The organism is Subsaximicrobium wynnwilliamsii, assembly GCF_007997225.1.
Classification (GTDB): domain Bacteria; phylum Bacteroidota; class Bacteroidia; order Flavobacteriales; family Flavobacteriaceae; genus Psychroserpens; species Psychroserpens wynnwilliamsii.
Genome location: NZ_VORM01000008.1, coordinates 76,474 through 95,451, shown reverse-complemented (window position 1 = coordinate 95,451; position 18,978 = coordinate 76,474). Strand labels below are relative to the sequence as shown.

The 18,978-nt window shown below is 39.8% G+C and carries 16 protein-coding genes; 9 read left to right on the top strand and 7 right to left on the bottom strand.

Annotated features, from left to right (window positions below; all coding sequences use genetic code 11):
- Nucleotides 1–30: 30 nt before the first annotated feature.
- The 3 genes from ESY88_RS09210 to surE form a co-directional block, all read right to left on the bottom strand.
- The gene (locus tag ESY88_RS09210; RefSeq protein WP_147086318.1) at nucleotides 31–552 is read right to left on the bottom strand and encodes a C40 family peptidase; all 522 of its coding nucleotides are present in this window, start codon (nucleotides 550–552) and stop codon (nucleotides 31–33) included.
- Between the two features lie 138 nt (nucleotides 553–690).
- Entirely contained in the window at nucleotides 691–1,809 is a 1,119-nt protein-coding gene (lpxB, locus tag ESY88_RS09205) for a lipid-A-disaccharide synthase (protein WP_147086319.1), read from the bottom strand.
- A gap of 1,496 nt (nucleotides 1,810–3,305) precedes the next feature.
- Nucleotides 3,306–4,085: a 5'/3'-nucleotidase SurE gene (gene surE / locus ESY88_RS09200; protein ID WP_147086320.1), complete on the bottom strand. Its 780-nt coding sequence runs from the start codon at nucleotides 4,083–4,085 to the stop codon at nucleotides 3,306–3,308.
- Between the two features lie 203 nt (nucleotides 4,086–4,288).
- On the opposite strand from surE, the gene ESY88_RS09195 reads away from it, so the two are divergent.
- Entirely contained in the window at nucleotides 4,289–6,496 is a 2,208-nt protein-coding gene (locus ESY88_RS09195) for a carboxy terminal-processing peptidase (RefSeq protein WP_147086384.1), read from the top strand.
- 1 nt (nucleotide 6,497) lies between these two features.
- Nucleotides 6,498–7,592: an ABC transporter permease gene (locus tag ESY88_RS09190; RefSeq protein WP_147086321.1), complete on the top strand. Its 1,095-nt coding sequence runs from the start codon at nucleotides 6,498–6,500 to the stop codon at nucleotides 7,590–7,592.
- Between the two features lie 226 nt (nucleotides 7,593–7,818).
- On the opposite strand, the gene yihA is transcribed toward ESY88_RS09190, so the two are convergent.
- The 4 genes from yihA to ESY88_RS09175 all read right to left on the bottom strand — a co-directional run bounded on the left by yihA (nucleotide 7,819) and on the right by ESY88_RS09175 (nucleotide 10,399).
- Complete coding sequence (gene yihA, locus ESY88_RS09185; RefSeq protein ID WP_147086385.1) at nucleotides 7,819–8,427, bottom strand: ribosome biogenesis GTP-binding protein YihA/YsxC; 609 nt, start codon at nucleotides 8,425–8,427, stop codon at nucleotides 7,819–7,821.
- A gap of 176 nt (nucleotides 8,428–8,603) precedes the next feature.
- Nucleotides 8,604–8,756, bottom strand: coding sequence for a hypothetical protein (locus tag ESY88_RS20990; RefSeq protein WP_189702568.1), 153 nt, complete (start codon nucleotides 8,754–8,756; stop codon nucleotides 8,604–8,606).
- The gene (locus ESY88_RS09180) at nucleotides 8,740–9,276 is read right to left on the bottom strand and encodes a zeta toxin (RefSeq protein ID WP_394343951.1); all 537 of its coding nucleotides are present in this window, start codon (nucleotides 9,274–9,276) and stop codon (nucleotides 8,740–8,742) included. The genes ESY88_RS20990 and ESY88_RS09180 overlap by 17 nt, the downstream gene beginning before the upstream one ends.
- A 358-nt stretch (nucleotides 9,277–9,634) precedes the next feature.
- On the bottom strand, nucleotides 9,635–10,399 hold the full coding sequence (locus ESY88_RS09175; RefSeq protein ID WP_147086322.1) for an alpha/beta fold hydrolase: 765 nt from the start codon (nucleotides 10,397–10,399) through the stop codon (nucleotides 9,635–9,637).
- A 296-nt stretch (nucleotides 10,400–10,695) separates the two neighbouring features.
- On the opposite strand from ESY88_RS09175, the gene mraZ reads away from it, so the two are divergent.
- The 7 genes from mraZ to murD all read left to right on the top strand — a co-directional run bounded on the left by mraZ (nucleotide 10,696) and on the right by murD (nucleotide 18,850).
- Entirely contained in the window at nucleotides 10,696–11,163 is a 468-nt protein-coding gene (gene mraZ / locus ESY88_RS09170; protein ID WP_147086323.1) for a division/cell wall cluster transcriptional repressor MraZ, read from the top strand.
- Complete coding sequence (rsmH, locus tag ESY88_RS09165; protein ID WP_147086324.1) at nucleotides 11,150–12,046, top strand: 16S rRNA (cytosine(1402)-N(4))-methyltransferase RsmH; 897 nt, start codon at nucleotides 11,150–11,152, stop codon at nucleotides 12,044–12,046. Before mraZ ends, rsmH begins: the two co-directional genes overlap by 14 nt.
- A 131-nt stretch (nucleotides 12,047–12,177) precedes the next feature.
- Nucleotides 12,178–12,501 (top strand): FtsL-like putative cell division protein, encoded by a 324-nt coding sequence (locus tag ESY88_RS09160; RefSeq protein ID WP_147086325.1) that lies wholly within the window; start codon nucleotides 12,178–12,180, stop codon nucleotides 12,499–12,501.
- Nucleotides 12,502–12,505: 4 nt separating this feature from the next.
- Nucleotides 12,506–14,509, top strand: coding sequence for a penicillin-binding protein (locus ESY88_RS09155; RefSeq protein WP_147086326.1), 2,004 nt, complete (start codon nucleotides 12,506–12,508; stop codon nucleotides 14,507–14,509).
- Nucleotides 14,509–15,972 carry a UDP-N-acetylmuramoyl-L-alanyl-D-glutamate--2,6-diaminopimelate ligase gene (locus tag ESY88_RS09150; protein WP_147086327.1) on the top strand — a complete coding sequence of 488 codons (1,464 nt, stop codon included), beginning with the start codon at nucleotides 14,509–14,511 and terminating at the stop codon, nucleotides 15,970–15,972. The genes ESY88_RS09155 and ESY88_RS09150 overlap by 1 nt, the downstream gene beginning before the upstream one ends.
- Nucleotides 15,973–16,099: 127 nt before the next feature.
- Nucleotides 16,100–17,335 (top strand): phospho-N-acetylmuramoyl-pentapeptide-transferase, encoded by a 1,236-nt coding sequence (gene mraY / locus ESY88_RS09145; protein WP_147086328.1) that lies wholly within the window; start codon nucleotides 16,100–16,102, stop codon nucleotides 17,333–17,335.
- A 177-nt stretch (nucleotides 17,336–17,512) separates the two neighbouring features.
- Nucleotides 17,513–18,850 carry a UDP-N-acetylmuramoyl-L-alanine--D-glutamate ligase gene (murD, locus tag ESY88_RS09140; RefSeq protein WP_147086387.1) on the top strand — a complete coding sequence of 446 codons (1,338 nt, stop codon included), beginning with the start codon at nucleotides 17,513–17,515 and terminating at the stop codon, nucleotides 18,848–18,850.
- The last annotated feature ends 128 nt before the right edge of the window (nucleotides 18,851–18,978 follow it).

Genomic DNA, 18,978 nt, shown 5'->3' with positions numbered 1-18,978 from the left:
CCTGGTAGCGTAGTGGTTAGGTTCTAAGCGTCATAGAACCCGTCTCGCCTGCACATAAGCCAAATACCAATAGCGTTCAGACAGTGTTGATCTCATAACGCCTCTGCTGCTAGAAGAATGGATGAATTCAACAAAACCGGGTCGTGTTGCCGTAACAATGCCTACATGGTTTACGCTTCTGCTGTTTTTGCTGGTCGCAAAAAATAAGAGGTCTCCTTCTTTGACATCATTGACATCTACCCAATCGCCTTCTTTGGAGAGACCGTCCGTTGTTCGTGGCATGTAGATGTTTTCCTTTTGAAATGTGGTATAGATCAAACCCGAGCAATCCATGCCTCTTTTGGTGGTGCCGCCATATTTATAGCGGGTGCCCTCAAAAGTCTTGGCGTAATCGATGATGTTTGCGATGTTTTTTGGTGTATCGGCAGATGGCGAAGTGCGGTTATTGGCTACCGTTTTTGTGCTGCGGTGTTTCTTTGTCACCACGTTGCTTTTGGATTTACAGCTGCTCAAACAAAAACAGAGTAATAGTATAAAGGCAAATAATCTCATTCGGGGGGAAATTTTTTCTAAAAATACAGGTTTCATTAACGCATTGCGCAGTATGTCTTATTTTAATTAACAGGGTTTTCAACAGTTTGGTATAAATTGCTTGCCAAAAAAGCTGGCAACACCACCAATCTGCTACATTTAGGTAGAAGATTTAGCATCGTCAAATATAAATTTTGCTGCTTTTGCACTGGCACCTTTTCCGCCGAGTTTTTTCTCCAATTCATAATACTCCAGGAATAAGCGATCACGCTCTTCATCGTCTAAAATTTTACGTAGTTCCTTCTTAAGACCTTCGCTGTTGAGATCGCTTTGTATCAATTCGGTAACCACTTCACGATCCATGATCAAGTTGACCAATGAGATGTATTTTAAGGTAATGATGCGTTTGGCTATTTGATAGGATATGGCATTGGCTTTGTAGCAAACCACTTGAGGCACTTTAAACAAGGCAGTCTCTAAAGTTGCGGTGCCCGAGGTTACCAAGGCTGCAAATGATACGCTCAATAAATCATAGGTTTTATTGGGGATATAGGAGACCTTGTTTTCCTTGATAAAGGGTTTGTAAAATTCATAATCCTGACTTGGCGCACCAGCAATCACGAATTGGTAATCCCTAAAATCATTGACCACGCTCAACATCACACCCAGCATCTTGGTGATTTCCTGTTTTCTGCTTCCTGGCAATAAAGCGATGATGGGTTTGTCGTTGAGACCATATTTTTTTCTGAAGGCATGTTCGCCAATTTGGGTTCTGTTGGCAATGGCATCGATGAGCGGATGACCAACAAAATTGACCTCATAATCATATTTTTCATAGAACGCCTTCTCAAACGGAAGAATCACATGCATGGCATCAATGTCACGTTTGATGGCTGTAACCCTGCTGGCGCGAGATGCCCAAACTTGTGGCGAAATGTAGTAATGGGTTCTGTAATGCCGCTGTTTTGCCCACTTGGCAATGCGCAGGTTGAATCCGGAATTATCTATAAACACAATCACATCTGGATGATAGTTTTGGATATCCTGTTTGCAGAATTTGATAAAACCCAAAATCGCACGCAGGTTGAACAGCACTTCGGCAAAACCCATGAATGAGCGTTCCTTATAGTGCGTCACCAATGTACCGCCAACCGATGCCATCAAATCACCACCCCAAAATCTAAATTCGGCATTCACATCTTCTTGTTGTAATGCCTTCATTAAATTGGATCCATGTAAATCTCCAGAGGCCTCGCCAGCGATAAGGTAGTATTTCATGCGTCGTTGTTGTTGTTGTTGTTATTCAAGGTTTGAAGTTCAAGGTTCAAAATTCAAGGTTCAGGATTCGAGTTGTGGTTTCATTTTCGTTGTCTTAGGTCACTACTAAGCGGTCAACCGGTGATAGTCCCTATTTTCGCTTTAGAATAAAACACTTCCAAAGACTTCATATTTCAATTGATACTAAGACGTTCTTATTAATGCAAAAGCCTCTATGTTCTAGTCTCTAGCCTCTCTATGTTCTTTTTTCAAATTCAAGTTCAATCATGATGTTAAGAACTAATCCTTCAGAATAAGCAATTCCACAGACTTCATATTCGAGTTGAAAAACGTTCTTATAAATCCAAAAGCATCTAGATTCTAGTCTCTAGCCTCTATATTTTTTTTCAAATTCAAATTCAAATTCAAAATCAATCATGATGTCAAGAACTAATCCTTCAGAATAAACACTTCCACAGACTTCATATTCGAGTTGAAAAACGTTCTTATAAATCCAAAAGCATCTAGATTCTAGCCTCTAGTCTCTATATTCTTTTTTCAAGTTCAAATTCAATAATGATGTTAAGTGCGAATCCTTCAGAATAAATACTTTAAGAGTCTTTATTTTTCAATTAAAAGAAAAAGGCTTTTATTGATCCATAAGCATCTATATTCTATATTCTAGCCTCTAGCCTCTAGCCTCTAGCTTCTAGTCCCTAGCCTCTATATTCTTTTTTCAAATTCAAATTCAATCATGATGTCAAGAACTAATCCTTCAGAATAAACACTTCCACAGACTTCATATTCGAGTTGAAAAAACGTTCTTATAAATCCAAAAGCATCTAGATTCTAGCCTCTAGTCTCTATATTCTTTTTTCAAGTTCAAATTCAATAATGATGTTAAGTGCGAATCCTTCAGAATAAATACTTCAATAGTCTTTATTTTTCAGTTAAGAGAAAAAAGGCTTTTATTGATCCATAAGCATCTATATTCTAGCCTCTAGCCTCTAGCCTCTAGTCTCTATATTCTTTTTTCAAATTCAAATTCAATCATGATGTCAAGAACTAATCCTTCAGAATAAACACTTCCACAGACTTCATATTCGAGTTGAAAAACGTTCTTATAAATCCAAAAGCATCTAGATTCTAGTCTCTAGCCTCTATATTCTTTTTTCAAGTTCAAATTCAATAATGTTGTCAAGTGCGAATCCTTCAGAATAAATACTTTAAGAGTCTTTATTTTTCAGTTAAAAGAAAAAAGGCTTTTATTGATCCATAAGCATCTATACTCTAGTCTCTAGTCTCTATGTTCTTTTTTTTAAATTCAAAATCAATCATGATGTCAAGAACTAATCCTTCAGAATAAACACTTCCACAGACTTCATATTCGAGTTGAAAAACGTTCTTATAAATCCAAAAGCATCTAGATTCTAGTCTCTAGCCTCTATATTCTTTTTTCAAGTTCAAGTTCAAGTTCAAATTCAAATTCAACTTCAAATTCAACTTCAACTTCAACCTCATTTCCCATTCAATTCCCAAGAATTCAGCTGCTGAATACTCGAGTGCGCAGTCAAATCAAATTGAACAGGAACAACGGAAACATAGCCATGATCCAAAGCCCACTGATCGGTATCTTCGCCTTTATCAAGATTTACAAATTTGCCCGTAAGCCAGTAATAATCCTTGCCAAAAGGGGTCTGGCGTTTGTCAAATTCCTCTTCCCAATTGGCGCGGGCTTGTCTGCACACTTTAATGCCTTTCAGGTCTTTTTCTTCGAGATTAGGGATGTTTACATTGAGCACAACACCTTCATTCAAACCATTTTTGAGCACCTGTTCGGTAATGGTTTTTACTGCGGCCTTGCAGGCTTCAAAATTAGCGTTCCAATTGTAGTTGCAAAGTGAAAAGCCAATGGCGGGAATCCCTTCAATACCAGCTTCTAAAGCAGCACTCATGGTGCCTGAGTAAATCACATTGATCGAGGCATTGGAGCCGTGATTGATGCCAGACACGCATATATCTGGTTTACGGTCCAATATCTCACGAATGGCCAATTTCACGCAATCGGCTGGAGTACCAGAACAACTGTATTCTTGTTGAGGGCCATCATCTACAGTGATTTTTTCAATGAATAGGGTGGAGTTGACAGTAATCGCATGGCCCATGCCGCTTTGAGGGCCATCGGGCGCCACAACAACAACGTCGCCAATACTGTTCATGACCTTGATTAAAGTTCGTATTCCTGGGGCGGTAATGCCGTCATCATTAATGACAAGTATAAGCGGTTTCTTGGACATAAATCAATATTTTAGTGCTTACAAAAGTAGGTAAACAGCTTCGGATTTCCTATAAATAAGGGTTTAACAAAAATTTATAGGCGCGCGATTTTATTGGCATGGTTTTTTCTTTTACTTTAGTAGAAATTAAACCCCAAACGTTTTTTGTGCTATCTCCATTTTGAGCCAAAACAACGTTATCTTTGAAAACTATGAAAAATATGATGAAGAGGAATTATAAGCTTTTGCTCGTGGGACTGTTATTGGCATTTGCTTCATGCAGTTTCACAACTAAAAAGTTTCAGGATCCCAATAAGGATAAGCTATTGATCCAGCTTATAAAGTATGTCTTAGAACAGGGGCATTTCAGTCCGCAAGATATCAACGACGATTTTTCCAAAAACGTGTACAATGATTATTTGAAGCAATTAGACCCCTTTAAGAGGTATTTCTATGCTTCAGACATCAAGGAATTTGATGCGTATAAAGATAAAATCGACGACCAGATCAATGATTACGATGTATCCTTTTTCAATATAACCCATGAGCGTTTATTGAAGCGTATCGAAGAATCAAAGGCGATTTACAAAGACGTATTATCGCGCCCGTTTGATTTTTCAATGGATGAGGACTTTTCTACAGACTATGAGAAGTTGAGCTATGTGAGTTCTAAAAAGGAAATGACTAATCGATGGAGGCAGCAGCTCAAGTTTTCTACCATTGCCAATTATGACGACTTGTTGTCCCAAGGCAAAAACGCTGCGACTAAAAAACAAAATCAGCAAACCCAGAATGACCTCAATGGCGCTATAGAAGAATCTATGGACAATACGCTTGCTGAGACGTCTTCCGAAGAGAGAAAATCAGATGCAGAGTATGAAAAGGAAGCTAGGGAAACCACCGAGCGCTCTTTGGATGAGCTCTACGATTTTATTGATGATCGTCAACGAAAAGATTGGTTTGGCGTATACATCAATGCCATCGTTGAAGAATTTGATCCACATACCTATTATTTCGCACCAGAGGATAAAGACCGTTTTGACGTCGCCATGTCTGGAAACTTTGAAGGCATTGGTGCCAGACTTCAGAAAAAAATGGATGCCATCACGGTAACCGAAATCATTAGTGGTGGCCCTGCTTGGAGAGACAATGAGCTTGAAGTGGGTGATCAAATCATGAAGGTTAAACAAGAGAATGAAGCCGAATCGGTAAACATTGTTGGCATGCGTTTGGAAGATGCCATTAAATTTATAAAGGGCCCAAAAGGTACCGTTGTAATGCTTACCTTAAAACGTGTGGACGGCACTATTGAAGACATTACCATTACCCGAGATGTAGTGGAGCTTGAAGAAACCTATGCCAAGTCATCCACTGTTGATAAAGATAATAGAACCTTTGGTGTGATCAACTTGCCTAAATTTTATGTTGATTTCGATGATTACAAGAAGCGAAATGCAGCGTCAGATATCAAACAGGAAATTGAAAGATTGAAACAGGCTGGTGTTGAAGGCATAGTGCTCGATTTGAGAAATAATGGCGGCGGTTCTTTGCAAACCGTTGTGGATATGGGTGGCTTGTTTATCGAGGAAGGGCCAATAGTGCAGGTAAAAACGGCAGGAGAGCCCAAAGAGGTTTTGAATGACAAGGATAAATCCATTGTTTGGGAAGGGCCACTGGTAATTTTGGTTAATGAGCTGTCGGCCTCTGCTTCAGAGATTTTAGCAGCTGCCATGCAAGATTATAAACGTGCCATTATTATTGGTAGCAAGCAAACCTACGGAAAAGGAACCGTGCAAAACGTACTGGATTTAAACCGAATGGTAAAACAAAATGACAATGGCGATATGGGAGCATTGAAATTCACAACCCAAAAATTCTACCGTATCAATGGCGGTTCAACCCAATTGGAAGGCGTTAAAAGTGATGTCGTTGTTCCAGACCGTTACAGCTACATCAACATAGGCGAGAAAGATCAGGAAAATCCCTTGCCATGGGATAAAATAGATGCAGTTACTTTTCAGCCATGGGAAAATTATTACGATTATGATAGCACCATAGCCAAGAGTAAAGAGCGCATGAAAAATAACGAACAGCTCAAACTTATTGATGCCAATGCGCAATGGGTCAAGAAAATTCGAGATCGGGAAATCTACTCCTTGAATTATTACACCTACAGCTCAGAAATGGACGTAAATGAAGAGGAGTCTAAGCGATTTGAGCAAATTTCAGACTATAATACAAATCTTACCTTTAAATCCTTACCCTATGAAAATGAATTGATGATTCAAGATTCAATTCTTAAGGAAAAGCGTGATCGCTGGCACAGCAGTTTAAGTAGTGATGTTTATATGGAAGAAGCTATCAATGTGCTAAACGATATCAATAGCAATTACAAAATCAAGAATAATGTGGCGAACGCGGTAAAAAACTAGAATGGCCAATACCAGTAGCTCATTATCACAATTAGCGCTCCAAAAATTCAAAAAGAATTTTTGGGGCGTTTTAAGTTTTTGGTTGATCGTGGCTATTGGCGGTATTTCCATCTTTGCTTATGTGTTGGCGCCAGACGATTCGCAATTTGCCAATCAAATGCATTTAGCTATTCATTCTGAACGCCCGGGGTTTAAAGTGACAATGCTGAAGATTCCTTCGGAAATGAATGCCAATCAAGATTGGTTCTCAAAAGTATTTTTCGGAATAAAAACTGCGGATACCGAAGTGCCCATTTCAAAATACAGCATTCAAGAAAATCAATTGGTTTACACGGAATATGCGGCCGACGGACTCCAAGGCAGTGAGAAATCGTTGGATTTGCAGGTTTTTCCGAAGCAAGATTACGAAAAGTATATTTCAGAAAAAACCTTTCTTTTTGGTACTGATAAATACGGAAGAGATTTGCTGAGTAGGGTTTTGATTGGGTCGCGCATCTCCTTTTTTATTGGTTTTGTGGCGGTTTTTATATCCTTGGTCATTGGGATATTTATGGGCAGTCTCGCAGGTTATTTCGGTGGAAAAATAGACGCCATCATCATGTGGATCATCAATGTGACCTGGTCCATCCCAACCTTATTATTGGTCATAGCCATTACCTTGGCTTTGGGCAAGGGCTTTTGGCAAGTGTTCATTGCGGTGGGTTTGACCATGTGGGTTGAGGTCGCACGTGTGGTAAGAGGGCAGATCATTAGTGCCAAAGAGATGCAATACGTGACTGCAGCTCGGGCCTTGGGCTATGATAATTATAGAATCATTACCAAACACATCTTACCCAATATCATGGCGCCTATCATTGTGATTTCGGCAGCCAATTTTGCAGCCGCTATCTTGATAGAAAGCGGACTTAGTTTTTTGGGCATTGGCGCACAGCCACCTATGGCCAGTTGGGGCGCGATGATCAAGGATCATTATAATTATATTATTCTGGGCAAGCCCTATTTGGCTTTGATCCCCGGTTTTTGCATCATGCTTTTGGTCATGGCCTTTATGTTGATTGGCAATGCGCTTAGAGATGCTTTGGATGTGAAGGGGTAGCCAGAATGTTGGTCATGTCGAGCGTTTTTGATTAAAAAAAACAGACATTGAATTCGGGAACCCCTCCAGAGGGTTTTATTCCCCAAGGCGTGCCTCGAAAAACAAAGAACATCTTTCAAACCATACCTTGTGGGCTTGCCCCGAGTGTACTGATTTCTCAAGATCAAAAGATGGTAAACGAAAATTTCATTGAACCAACTAGATTTTAAACCGTGAACTGGAAACTTCAACGCATGGATTCAATTTCGGTATTTGTTGCAGCAATAAACTCCAAAACAGCGTCACGCCCTATGTTTTTTGAAGAGGAGGTCACGAAATAATTTGGTGTTTCTTCCCAGGTTTTTAGCAATTCCTCTGTGTAAGCGTTTACATTGCGCTCTATGGCCATGGGTTTCAATTTATCGGCTTTGGTAAAAATGATGGAGAACGGGATCCCGCTAACCCCCATATATTCCATGAATTCCAAATCGATTGGCTGCGGCGTGTGGCGAATATCAATCAAGACAAACGCGGAAATGAGCTGTTGTCGTTTCTCAAAATAATCGGTTATGAAGCTCTGAAACTTCTGCTTAGCCGTTTTCGAAACCCGAGCGTAACCGTAACCTGGTAAATCCACTAAAAACCATTCCTTGTTGATCAAGAAATGATTGATCAACTGTGTTTTTCCTGGTCTGCCAGAGGTCTTTGCCAAATTTTTATGATTGGTAATCATGTTGATGAGCGAAGATTTGCCCACGTTGCTTCGGCCAATAAAGGCGTATTCAGGAATCTGATTTTTCGGACATTTATCCACATCAGAGTTACTCATTAAAAATTCAGCAGTTTTTATAATCATTGTCAAATTCCGCAAAAGCGGTAAGTTTTAATTTCTTCGAGAAAGAAGTTTTAAGTGATTGTAATGGAGGAAACGCGTCAAAGAATGCTTTTGCGATTATTTAATCATTTCAACATACCTTTCAAAGCGAAAATCTATTTTCGATCATTTTTTTCGCTATTGGCTCAACTTGCCAATTATTTCGGTTTTATTTTTACAATTTTAGTTCCTCTCATTAAAACAAGCTCGCTATTTTTTTCTTTTTTGAATTCGATAAGTCTATCATAAACCTTATCCAGGCCTTTCAAAATCTTATCTTTAAATTCTATTTGTTTATCTTTTGTTGTCATGGATTCGTTTTAGCTGTTGAAACTTATCTTGGTCATAAATAATGAGATCATCTTCCGTCATTTTATGCGCAATTAACTCATGCTTTCCAAAGGAGTTGTCAAAAACCAATGCAGCATGCATTAATGGTAGGTAAATATCGAAGAGATTGTGAATACCTCTTAAATAACGACGTTCAATAATCTTTTCAGGAATATTGTGGCCACCCTCAAAAACCCTAGTTTTTACTCGCTCTTTGGCTAAATCTATATTATTAAGCCAAAAGAAAAGCAGCGTGACCATGTAACCTTGTTGTTTAGCCTTCAAAATTTTATTCTTGTAGCTTTTTGTCGATAGTGTCGTTTCAAAAGCAAAAGTTTCGGGTTGAAACGGCGAGAGACCTTTAGCTATTTCATCAGCATTTACAAACTCCTTACAATTAATTATTTCCGGTAAAATAGTGTAAGAAGCAGTTGTTTTTCCTGCCCCGTTACATCCAGCGATTATATAGATATTTTTGGCGGGCCTTATTATTGTCTGTATTATTTCCAATAGCACAGATCTTGCCCGCAAGATACTAAATTATCAATTTACGAATCTCTTAGTAAATAGTACGAAAAAATTTAAAATTCTGCAATGTCTGTAACCATAATAGCTGCCACGCAAGTGGAAATCTGATTGGACTATTTTTTTTTTTTCGTTGGAAAAGCGTTTCAGAAAAAAATCATATTCTAATAAATGCAGTGCATTTCAATTGGGATGTCTTCAGATATCGAACTCCGGTTTTAAACTAATGTTTTGACAGCAACTAAAATAGTCATTACTTTTTGTTCCTAAAATTATGATTTATGAGAACGTCTTGATTCTTAATTCTAGAAGCGAAGCGGTCTTAGTTCTACTTTTAGAGTTTCCGTTTCTCAAACCATCCACTCAAAATGGTATTGAATTCGTCTGGATGTTCCATCATCGCAGCGTGACCGCATTTATCGATCCAATACAGTTCAGAATCCGGCAAAAGTTCATCAAACTCAACCGCAACCTCAGGAGGTGTGACCGTGTCATTTCTACCCCAAATAATACAAACGGGTAAGTCCATATTTGGTAAGTCCTTTGCCATGTTGTGGCGAATCGCACTCTTGGCAATGGCCAAAGTCTTGATAAGTTTGTTGCGGTCGTTTACGGTTTCATAAACCTCGTCCACAATGGCTTTGGTGGCCACTTTTGGATCGTAAAACACATCTTGGGCTTTTTTCTTAATGACTTCATAATCGCCACGTTTGGTATAACCGCCACCCATGGCACTTTCATATAGTCCTGAACTTCCAGTAATGATGAGTGCTTTAACCTTTTCTGGGTAGAGTTTAGTATGGTAAAGGCCAATATGGCCTCCAAGGGAATTACCAAGTAAAATCACGTCTTCCAAGCCTTTGTGTTCGATAAAGTCACGCAAGTATTTGGCGAAACTTTTCACATTGGTTTTTAAAAGTGACATGCCGTAGATAGGAAGTTCTGGGATGAGCACTTTATAACCCCTACTGCTAAAATAATTGGTCACAGCATCAAAGTTGCTCAAACCTCCCATAAGTCCGTGAAGCACAACGATTGGCTTACCTTCTCCCACTTCAATGTAACTGTAATCTCGTTCCTTTTTTAAACGGTGTGCCATTAATTGTTGATGATTTTCGTCGAAAACAAATATAGGTATTTCCATTAAAAATCTGCTATAAAAGTTCTAAAGCAACTAAATAGTATAACCAAGATGTTAACAATCAAAATGGGCGGCTTTTAATTTTTTTTAGAAGCTTGATTTTTAGGTTTTTGTGAAAATGACTTCTGAAAAAATGGCTCAAATTAAGTCAGGAAAAGGGTAATTTGTTAACAAATGTGGAGGAGAGTGGTAAATAGTGGTAAAATTTTCAATATATTTGAAACTCAATCGTTACTAATAGTAAAACCATCAGTTTGAACCCATTAATAGGAACATACGAGTGCAAAGTGGATGCCAAAGGAAGGCTCATGCTGCCTGCTGCCATCAAAAAGCAGTTGCTGCCTGCCTTGCAAAATGGTTTTGTGTTGAAACGTGCCGTCTTTCAATCCTGTTTGGAGTTGTACCCAATGAGCGAATGGGATGTGCTAATGCAGAAAATGAATAAGCTGAATCGTTTCAAGAAAAAAAACAACGATTTCATCCGAAGATTTACTGCTGGGCTGAAGATGGTGGAGATAGATGCTGCAGGACGTTTGCTTATTCCTAAAGATTTGGTGGCATTCTCTGGCATCTCCAAGGAAATCGTGATTTCCTCTGCCATAAATATCATAGAGATTTGGGACAAGGATAAATATGAACAAGCCATCGATGACGCTACCGGCGATTTTGCTGATTTAGCGGAAGAAGTGATGGGACAAGACGATGACGATGAATTATCATAACCCCGTATTACTTGAGGAAACTGTGGATGGCTTAACTATTAAGCCCGACGGAGTCTATGTTGATGTCACTTTTGGAGGCGGTGGGCATAGTAAGGAAATTTTAAAACGATTGGGCTCTAAGGGCAAACTCTATGCCTTTGATCAAGATAAAGATGCGCTTTCAAATACAATCGATGATGAGCGTTTCACATTGATCAATGAGAATTTTCGGTTTGTCAAGCGCTTTTTGCGCTTTTATGGCGTCAAGGAAGTTCATGGGGTTTTGGCAGATTTTGGAGTGTCCTCACACCAATTTGATGTCGCAGCACGCGGATTCTCAACCCGCTTTGAAGCCGATTTGGACATGCGCATGAATCAAGCTGATAAAATTTCGGCCTTTAACGTGGTCAATCATTATAGTGAAGAACGTTTGAAAGACGTGCTGGCCCAATATGGAGAGCTCAGGCAGGCGCCAGCAATGGCCAGTGCCATTGTAGCTGAACGAAAAAATGGGGAACTCAAAACCAGCGAGCAGTTCAAAGCGGCTTTGAGCAGTTTTTTGAATCATCAAAAAGAAAATAAGGTCTTGGCGCAAATCTATCAAGCCATTCGCATTGAGGTTAACCAGGAAATTGAGGCGCTCAAGGAATTTTTACAACAAACACCAGACATACTGGTCAAAGGCGGACGATTGAGCATGATTTCATACCACTCTTTGGAAGACCGCTTGGTAAAGCGCTTTATAAGAAACGGTTTGTTTGAAGGCGAGCCAGAACGGGATGTCTTCGGCAATTTTGAAGTTCCGCTTAAAAAAGTAGGCGGCTTGATAGTCCCAAGCAAAGCCGAAATAGCAGCAAACAGCAGGGCCCGAAGCGCCAAATTACGCATCGCAAAGAAACTATAGGAGTTGGGGTTTTCAAATTAGCAGTACAGGATTAAACACAAATACCTGTGCCTACCAGTCGGCAGGCAAGTTCGTGGCAAAGACAAATGTGTTACAAATAACAAAAGATTCCTGCTTTCGCAGTAAACAACATGAGAAATAACATATACAGCATATTGAGAGGTAAATTTTTGGTAAGCGACGACGCCTTTAAAAACTGGCGCGTCATCATCTTTATTTCTGTGTTGGCGATAGTCATGATTGCGAGTTCGCACAGCGCCGATCAAAAAGTATATGAGATTGCGAAGATGAAAAATGAGGTTAAGGAGTTGCGTTCCGCATTTGTGGATGGTCGTTCCAAATTGATGCGATTAAAAATGGAATCTTCAATCATTGAGAAAGTGGCCGAAGATGGGATTGTGATTTCCGAAATTCCGCCTAGAAAAATAAAAGTTAAATCAAGTATACCCGATTAAAGAAGTGGCTATAACCGAAAAGAACATATTAAACCGATTGTATTTTGTCGCAGGCATCCTCTTTGTCTTTGCGCTTGCTGTGGTGTTTAAACTTTGTACGATTCAATTTGTGCACGGCGATAAATATCGGGAGCTGGCAGAGGGTCGTATCGTTAAGAACATTGAAATTCCGGCAAATAGAGGCAATGTGTATTCGGCCGACGGTAGCCTCTTGGCAACGTCGATCCCTAAATATGACATTCGGTTGGATGCCATTCAGCCCAGTCAGAAAACCTTTAACGCCTTGATAAAACCTCTGGGCGATTCGTTGGCAAAATATACAGGAAGAAGTTCCAGTTACCACCAAAATAGCATCAAAAAAGCACGGAACAATAAAAACCGCTATTTCTTATTGGCACGAAACATAAGCTACTCCAATTATATAAGGCTGCGCAATTTTCCGATGTTAGAATTGGGAGCCATTAAAGGAGGGCTTATCGTTGAGCAAACCACCAGACGGGAACATCCCATGGGTGGCGTTGCAGAGCGCACCATTGGTTACGAACGTACCGATGAAGATGGCAACGTGACCCGACCTGGAATTGATGGTGCTTTCGGCGTAAAATATTTAAGCGGTGTCAATGGCAAACGGCTCAGCCAAAAAATTGGCAATGGCCAATGGAAACCCATCGTAGATTATGACCAAGTCGAACCTAAAGATGGTTACGATGTGTATACAACCATTGACGTCAACATTCAGGATATCGCGCACCACTCACTTTTGGGGCAATTGGAATATTACGAAGCAGAACATGGCTGTGCCATCGTCATGGATGTAAAGACTGGCGAGATCAAAGCCATTTCAAATCTGGGGCGTAATGAAAACGGAAACTACTATGAACGTCTTAATTATGCGGTGGGAGAAAGCCATGAGCCTGGCTCAACCTTTAAGGTAATGGCTTTAATGGCGGCGCTTGAAGATAAGGTTATTGATTCTTCAACCATTGTAGATACCAAAAATGGCGTCAAACGCTTCTACAAAAGAAATATCTACGACTCCCATCATGGTGGCTACGGAAAGATTTCCGCAGCACGTGCCTTGGAGGTGTCTTCTAATATTGGCTTGGCGACAATCATTGATGATAATTACTCCAAAGACCCAAATAAATTGATCGACCGTTTTAAGGAATGGCATCTCGATAAAAAATTAGGAGTGGCCATTATTGGCGAAGGCAAGCCGGTAATTCCAGAACCAGGAGACAAACTATGGAGTAAAAACGCTTTGCCTTCCATGGCCTATGGTTACAATTTGAGGATGACACCTTTGCAGGTACTCGCTTTTTACAATGCGATTGCCAACGATGGGGAATTGGTGAAACCGAGGTTTATTAAATCGGTTAAGGAATTTGATAAATACATAAAGGTATTCGAAAAGGAAGTTATCAATCCTAAGATTTGTTCTGACAATACCTTAAATGTGATTCGTGAGATTTTAAAAAACACGGTTGAAAGGGGGACAGGGTCTAAATTGTATTCTGAAAACTTTTCAATGGCAGGAAAAACAGGAACCGCCCAGACTGAATATTGGATGAAAGATTGGAAAGATAACAAGCGATACGTGTCTTCTTTTGCAGGTTATTTTCCTGCGGAAAACCCAAAGTATTCCTGCATCGTGGTTATTCATAGACCGAGCATCAAAAAAGGATTTTATGGCGCCGATGTTTCCGGACCTGTATTTAAACGCATCGCCCAAAAAATATTCACAGACACGCCTTTGATATATGATCTAGAAACTTTGGAAATCGCTAATTCAGACGTCGAAAAAGAATTCCAATCCTATTACACCACAGCCCAAACCTATAAAACCATCATGCCAAATGTAGTTGGGTTACCAACCATGGATGCGCTGGCTTTGTTAGAGAACATGGGCTTGAAAGTGAAGATGCAGGGGGTTGGCAAAGTCAAATCCCAATCTATAAATAAGGGCGTGAAAGTAGAACGTAATCAAATCATCATACTCAATAGTTAATGGCACAACTCAAAGACATATTGTACAAGGTCACCATCAATGCGGTTACTGGCAGCACTAGTATTGACGTCAATAATATCGATTTTGATTCGCGCAACATCAAAGACAACGATGTATTTGTGGCTATCAAAGGCACTACTGTAGATGGTCATGATTTTGTGGAGGTGGCCATCAAAAATGGGGCGAAAGCCGTGGTTTGCGAAACGCTTCCCTTAGAATTGGCAGATGGCATCACTTACATTGAGGTGGAAAGTACAAGCAAGGCCTTGGCGTTTATGGCAGCTAATTTTTATGGAAATCCTTCGGAAAACTTAAAATTGATAGGTGTCACCGGTACCAACGGAAAAACAACAGTTACGACTTTACTTTACGATTTATTCAAAAAAGCAGGCTTTAAGGTTGGGCTTTTGTCTACGGTTCGGGTCATGGTCGACAATAAGGAGTACAAGGCCACGCATACCACGCCAGATTCCTTGACCATCAATAAGTATCTCAAATTGATGAATGATGAGGGCGTTGAGTTTTGTTTTATGGAAGTCAGTTCACACGGCATCCATCAAAACAGGACCTTCGGTTTGCAATTTGAAGGTGGCGTATTTACCAATCTGTCGCACGATCATTTGGATTATCACAGCAGTTTTGCTGAGTATCGTGATGTCAAGAAATCCTTCTTTGACCATTTACCAAAACAGGCTTTTGCCTTAGTTAATATCGACGATAAAAACGGATTGGTCATGCTGCAAAACACCCAGGCCAAAACCTATACTTATGCCTTAAAAACTTATGCCGATTATAAAGCGCAAGTGTTGGAAAATGAATTTAGCGGCTTATTGCTTAAACTGAACGACAACGAATTGTGGTCTAAACTCATAGGAAGCTTTAACGCTTATAATATCACAGCAATTTACGGTGTGGCGGACCTATTGGGACTGGAAAAAGTAGAAATCCTGAGATTGATTAGTGAGTTGGAATCGGTTAGTGGGCGTTTTCAATATGTTATTTCTGAAGGAAGAATCACTGCCATTGTAGATTATGCCCATACGCCAGATGCGCTTAAGAACGTGTTGGAAACCATCAATAGTATCCGCACCAAAAATGAGGAATTGATAACGGTGGTAGGTTGTGGTGGTAATCGGGATAAGACCAAACGTCCTACAATGGGGCAGATCGCTTCCGCTTTGAGTACCAAAGTGATTTTTACAAGTGACAATCCCAGAAATGAAGTGCCAGAAACCATAATCGAAGCGATTGAAAAAGGCGTGGAGCCTCAAAATTTTAAAAAAATAATTTCCATTACAGATCGCAAACAAGCCATAAAAACCGCTTGCCAAATGGCGAATTCCAAAGACATCATATTGATTGCGGGCAAAGGCCATGAGACCTATCAGGAAATTAAAGGTGAACGCTTTGATTTTGATGATTATAAACTTGTGACCGAATTTTTAAAACAAATGGAGAAATGAAAGTTTACAGTTTCAGTCGCAGTTTTAATCCATATAAAATGAAAAGAAATAGTTTTTAAATAAGCAATAAAGAACACCTAAATAAAAGTCCCCTTAGGGGATTTAGGGAACAAACAACATCTAAAATATGCTGTATTACTTATTCGAATATTTAGATCAACAATTTGATTTGCCTGGCACAGGAGTGTTTCAATACACCACTTTTCGTGCTGCTCTGGCTATTTTATTCTCTTTGTTGTTTTCTACAATCTTCGGAAAGAAAATCATCAACTACTTGCAAAAACAACAAGTGGGCGAAACGGTTAGAGACTTAGGTTTGGCAGGCCAGGTAGAAAAAGCAGGTACCCCAACTATGGGTGGGATCATCATTATTTTGGGAACCTTAGTGCCAGTTTTATTGCTTTCACGTTTGGATAATATTTATGTCATTATGCTTATCGTGACCACTATTTGGATGGGAATGATTGGCTTTATTGACGATTACATCAAAGTGTTTAAGAAAGATAAAGAGGGCTTAAGCGGAAAATTCAAAGTACTGGGCCAAGTGGGTTTGGGTATTTTTGTTGGAGCGGTCATGTATTTTCATCCAGGAGTTACCGTAAAATATGAGAAAGTAAATACTGAAAATTCTATTGAAGCGATTGGCCAAGATTCATCCCAAGAGTTTTACGGTGAAGAATCGGGGTCTATGAAAACCACCATTCCTTTCGTCAAGGATAACGAATTTGATTATGCCAAATTATTGATTTGGCTGGGTGATGATTATGAGGATTACGCCTGGTTGATTTTTATACCAATTGTGATATTTATTGTAACCGCAGTATCCAACGGTGCCAATTTAACCGATGGGATTGATGGTTTGGCAGCGGGAAGCAGCGCAATTATTGTGTTTGCACTGGCAATTTTTGCCTTTGTATCGGGTAACATCATGCTGTCTGATTATCTCAATGTCATGTTCATACCTAGGCTAGGCGAACTCGTGGTTTTCATCGCGGCGTTTGTAGGCGCGCTAATTGGCTTTTTATGGTATAACACGTATCCAGCCCAAGTTTTTATGGGTGACACTGGGAGCTTGACCATAGGTGGGATTATTGCGGTCATTGCCATCGCGGTGCGGAAGGAATTATTGATCCCAGTGCTCTGCGGAATATTTTTCGCAGAATCGCTCTCGGTAATTTTCCAAGTGAGCTGGTTTAAATATACCCGAAGAAAATATGGCGAAGGCAGGCGCATTTTCAAAATGTCGCCTTTGCACCACCATTATCAGAAATCGGGATATCACGAAAGTAAGATCGTCACACGATTTTGGATTGTTGGCATTTTTCTCGCCATCATTTCCATAGTGACGCTCAAACTAAGGTAAGCTAAAATTGAAATTGAACGCGACCTGCAAGGTCTCAAAGACCTTGTAGGTCTGAAAGAAAATAGAAACTAAAGTAAAACTGGCATTTTAATGTCATCGAACAGTATTGAAAACATGAGCAGCTCAATAAATCCCGGCAGAGTGAAAAGTCCGTCCCCCTTGGGGAAGGATTTAGGAATGGGCTTTTATTTAGGGATTCTAGGCGCAGGAGAAAGCGGTATCGGCACCGCGCTTTTAGCCAAGGCCAATGGTTACGAAGTTTTTGTTTCAGATAAAGGCAGCATCAAAGAAAAATATAAGCAAGTTCTTATACAACATGAGATTGAATTTGAGGAAGGCAAACATTCCGAAGAAAAAATTCTGAATGCCAATTTGATCATGAAAAGCCCTGGGATTCCAGATAAGGCCGATTTGGTGAAACAAATCAGAGCCAAAGGTATTCCGGTCATTTCAGAAATTGAATTTGCCTCACGATTCACCAATGCAATTTTGGTGGGCATAACGGGTAGTAACGGAAAAACAACAACCGCAAGTCTCACACACCACCTCTTAAAACAAGAGTTGGAAGTGGGTTTGGCGGGTAATATTGGGGAGAGTTTTGCCAAACAGATTTTGGATAAGGATTATCCAAATTACGTGTTGGAGATTAGCAGTTTTCAGTTGGACGATATAGAGTCATTTAAGCCACACATAGCCGTTTTGCTCAATATTACCCCAGATCATTTGGATCGATATGACTATCAATTTGAAAATTATATCGCCTCAAAATTCAGGATTGCAGAGAACCAAACCGCAGAGGACTATCTTATTTATGATGCCGATGATGAGGTCATCACAACATGGTTGGAAGCACATCCGGTTCAGTCCACATTGATCCCGTTTTCATTGAAGAAGACCATTGAGAACGGAGCGTTTTTAGATAACAATAACACTATAATTATAACAGTAGATAATAATCAAATAACTATGTCAGCAGCAAATTTAGCCTTAGAAGGGAAACACAATATTAAAAATGCAATGGCTGCGTCAACGGTGGCGCATTTGCTCAAAATAAGAAAGCAAACCATTAGAGAGAGCCTTGAGAATTTTCAGGGTGTTGAACATCGTTTGGAAAACGTGCTTAAAATCAATAAAGTACAGTATATCAACGACTCTAAGGCAACAAACGTCAATGCAACGTATTACGCTCTTGATAGTATGGATGGCCCAACCGTATGGATCGTTGGTGGGCAAGATAAAGGCAATAATTACCAAGAGTTGTTTCAGTTTGTGAATGAAAAGGTAAAAGCGATCATTTGTTTGGGCGTAGACAACCAGAAACTCATGGAGAATTTCGGCAATATGGTAGATACCATTGTGGAAACGCAATTCATGAGCGAAGCGGTAAAAATAGCCTACAAAATTGCTGAAAGCGGAGACAGCGTATTGTTATCGCCAGCCTGTGCAAGCTTCGACCTGTTTGAGAATTATGAAGATAGAGGGCGTCAATTTAAGGATGCGGTAAGGAATTTGTAAAGAGCCCATACCTCCCTATAGCTATCGTGACTCCCAAAGGGAAGGAGCATACGCTAACAAATTAGAACAAAACGAAGTATTCAATAAACCAATAAATTAAATGGACATTTAGAATTAAATGTGCGTAG

What these genes read in the sequence shown, in the direction of transcription:
- ESY88_RS09210 (WP_147086318.1), bottom strand. Translation starts at nt 552, where the DNA reads ATGAGATTATTTGCCTTTATACTATTACTCTGTTTTTGTTTGAGCAGC.
- lpxB (WP_147086319.1), bottom strand. Translation starts at nt 1,809, where the DNA reads ATGAAATACTACCTTATCGCTGGCGAGGCCTCTGGAGATTTACATGGA.
- surE (WP_147086320.1), bottom strand. Translation starts at nt 4,085, where the DNA reads ATGTCCAAGAAACCGCTTATACTTGTCATTAATGATGACGGCATTACC.
- ESY88_RS09195 (WP_147086384.1), top strand. Translation starts at nt 4,289, where the DNA reads ATGAAGAGGAATTATAAGCTTTTGCTCGTGGGACTGTTATTGGCATTT.
- ESY88_RS09190 (WP_147086321.1), top strand. Translation starts at nt 6,498, where the DNA reads ATGGCCAATACCAGTAGCTCATTATCACAATTAGCGCTCCAAAAATTC.
- yihA (WP_147086385.1), bottom strand. Translation starts at nt 8,427, where the DNA reads ATGATTATAAAAACTGCTGAATTTTTAATGAGTAACTCTGATGTGGAT.
- ESY88_RS20990 (WP_189702568.1), bottom strand. Translation starts at nt 8,756, where the DNA reads ATGACAACAAAAGATAAACAAATAGAATTTAAAGATAAGATTTTGAAA.
- ESY88_RS09175 (WP_147086322.1), bottom strand. Translation starts at nt 10,399, where the DNA reads ATGGCACACCGTTTAAAAAAGGAACGAGATTACAGTTACATTGAAGTG.
- rsmH (WP_147086324.1), top strand. Translation starts at nt 11,150, where the DNA reads ATGAATTATCATAACCCCGTATTACTTGAGGAAACTGTGGATGGCTTA.
- ESY88_RS09160 (WP_147086325.1), top strand. Translation starts at nt 12,178, where the DNA reads ATGAGAAATAACATATACAGCATATTGAGAGGTAAATTTTTGGTAAGC.
- ESY88_RS09150 (WP_147086327.1), top strand. Translation starts at nt 14,509, where the DNA reads ATGGCACAACTCAAAGACATATTGTACAAGGTCACCATCAATGCGGTT.
- mraY (WP_147086328.1), top strand. Translation starts at nt 16,100, where the DNA reads ATGCTGTATTACTTATTCGAATATTTAGATCAACAATTTGATTTGCCT.
- murD (WP_147086387.1), top strand. Translation starts at nt 17,513, where the DNA reads ATGGGCTTTTATTTAGGGATTCTAGGCGCAGGAGAAAGCGGTATCGGC.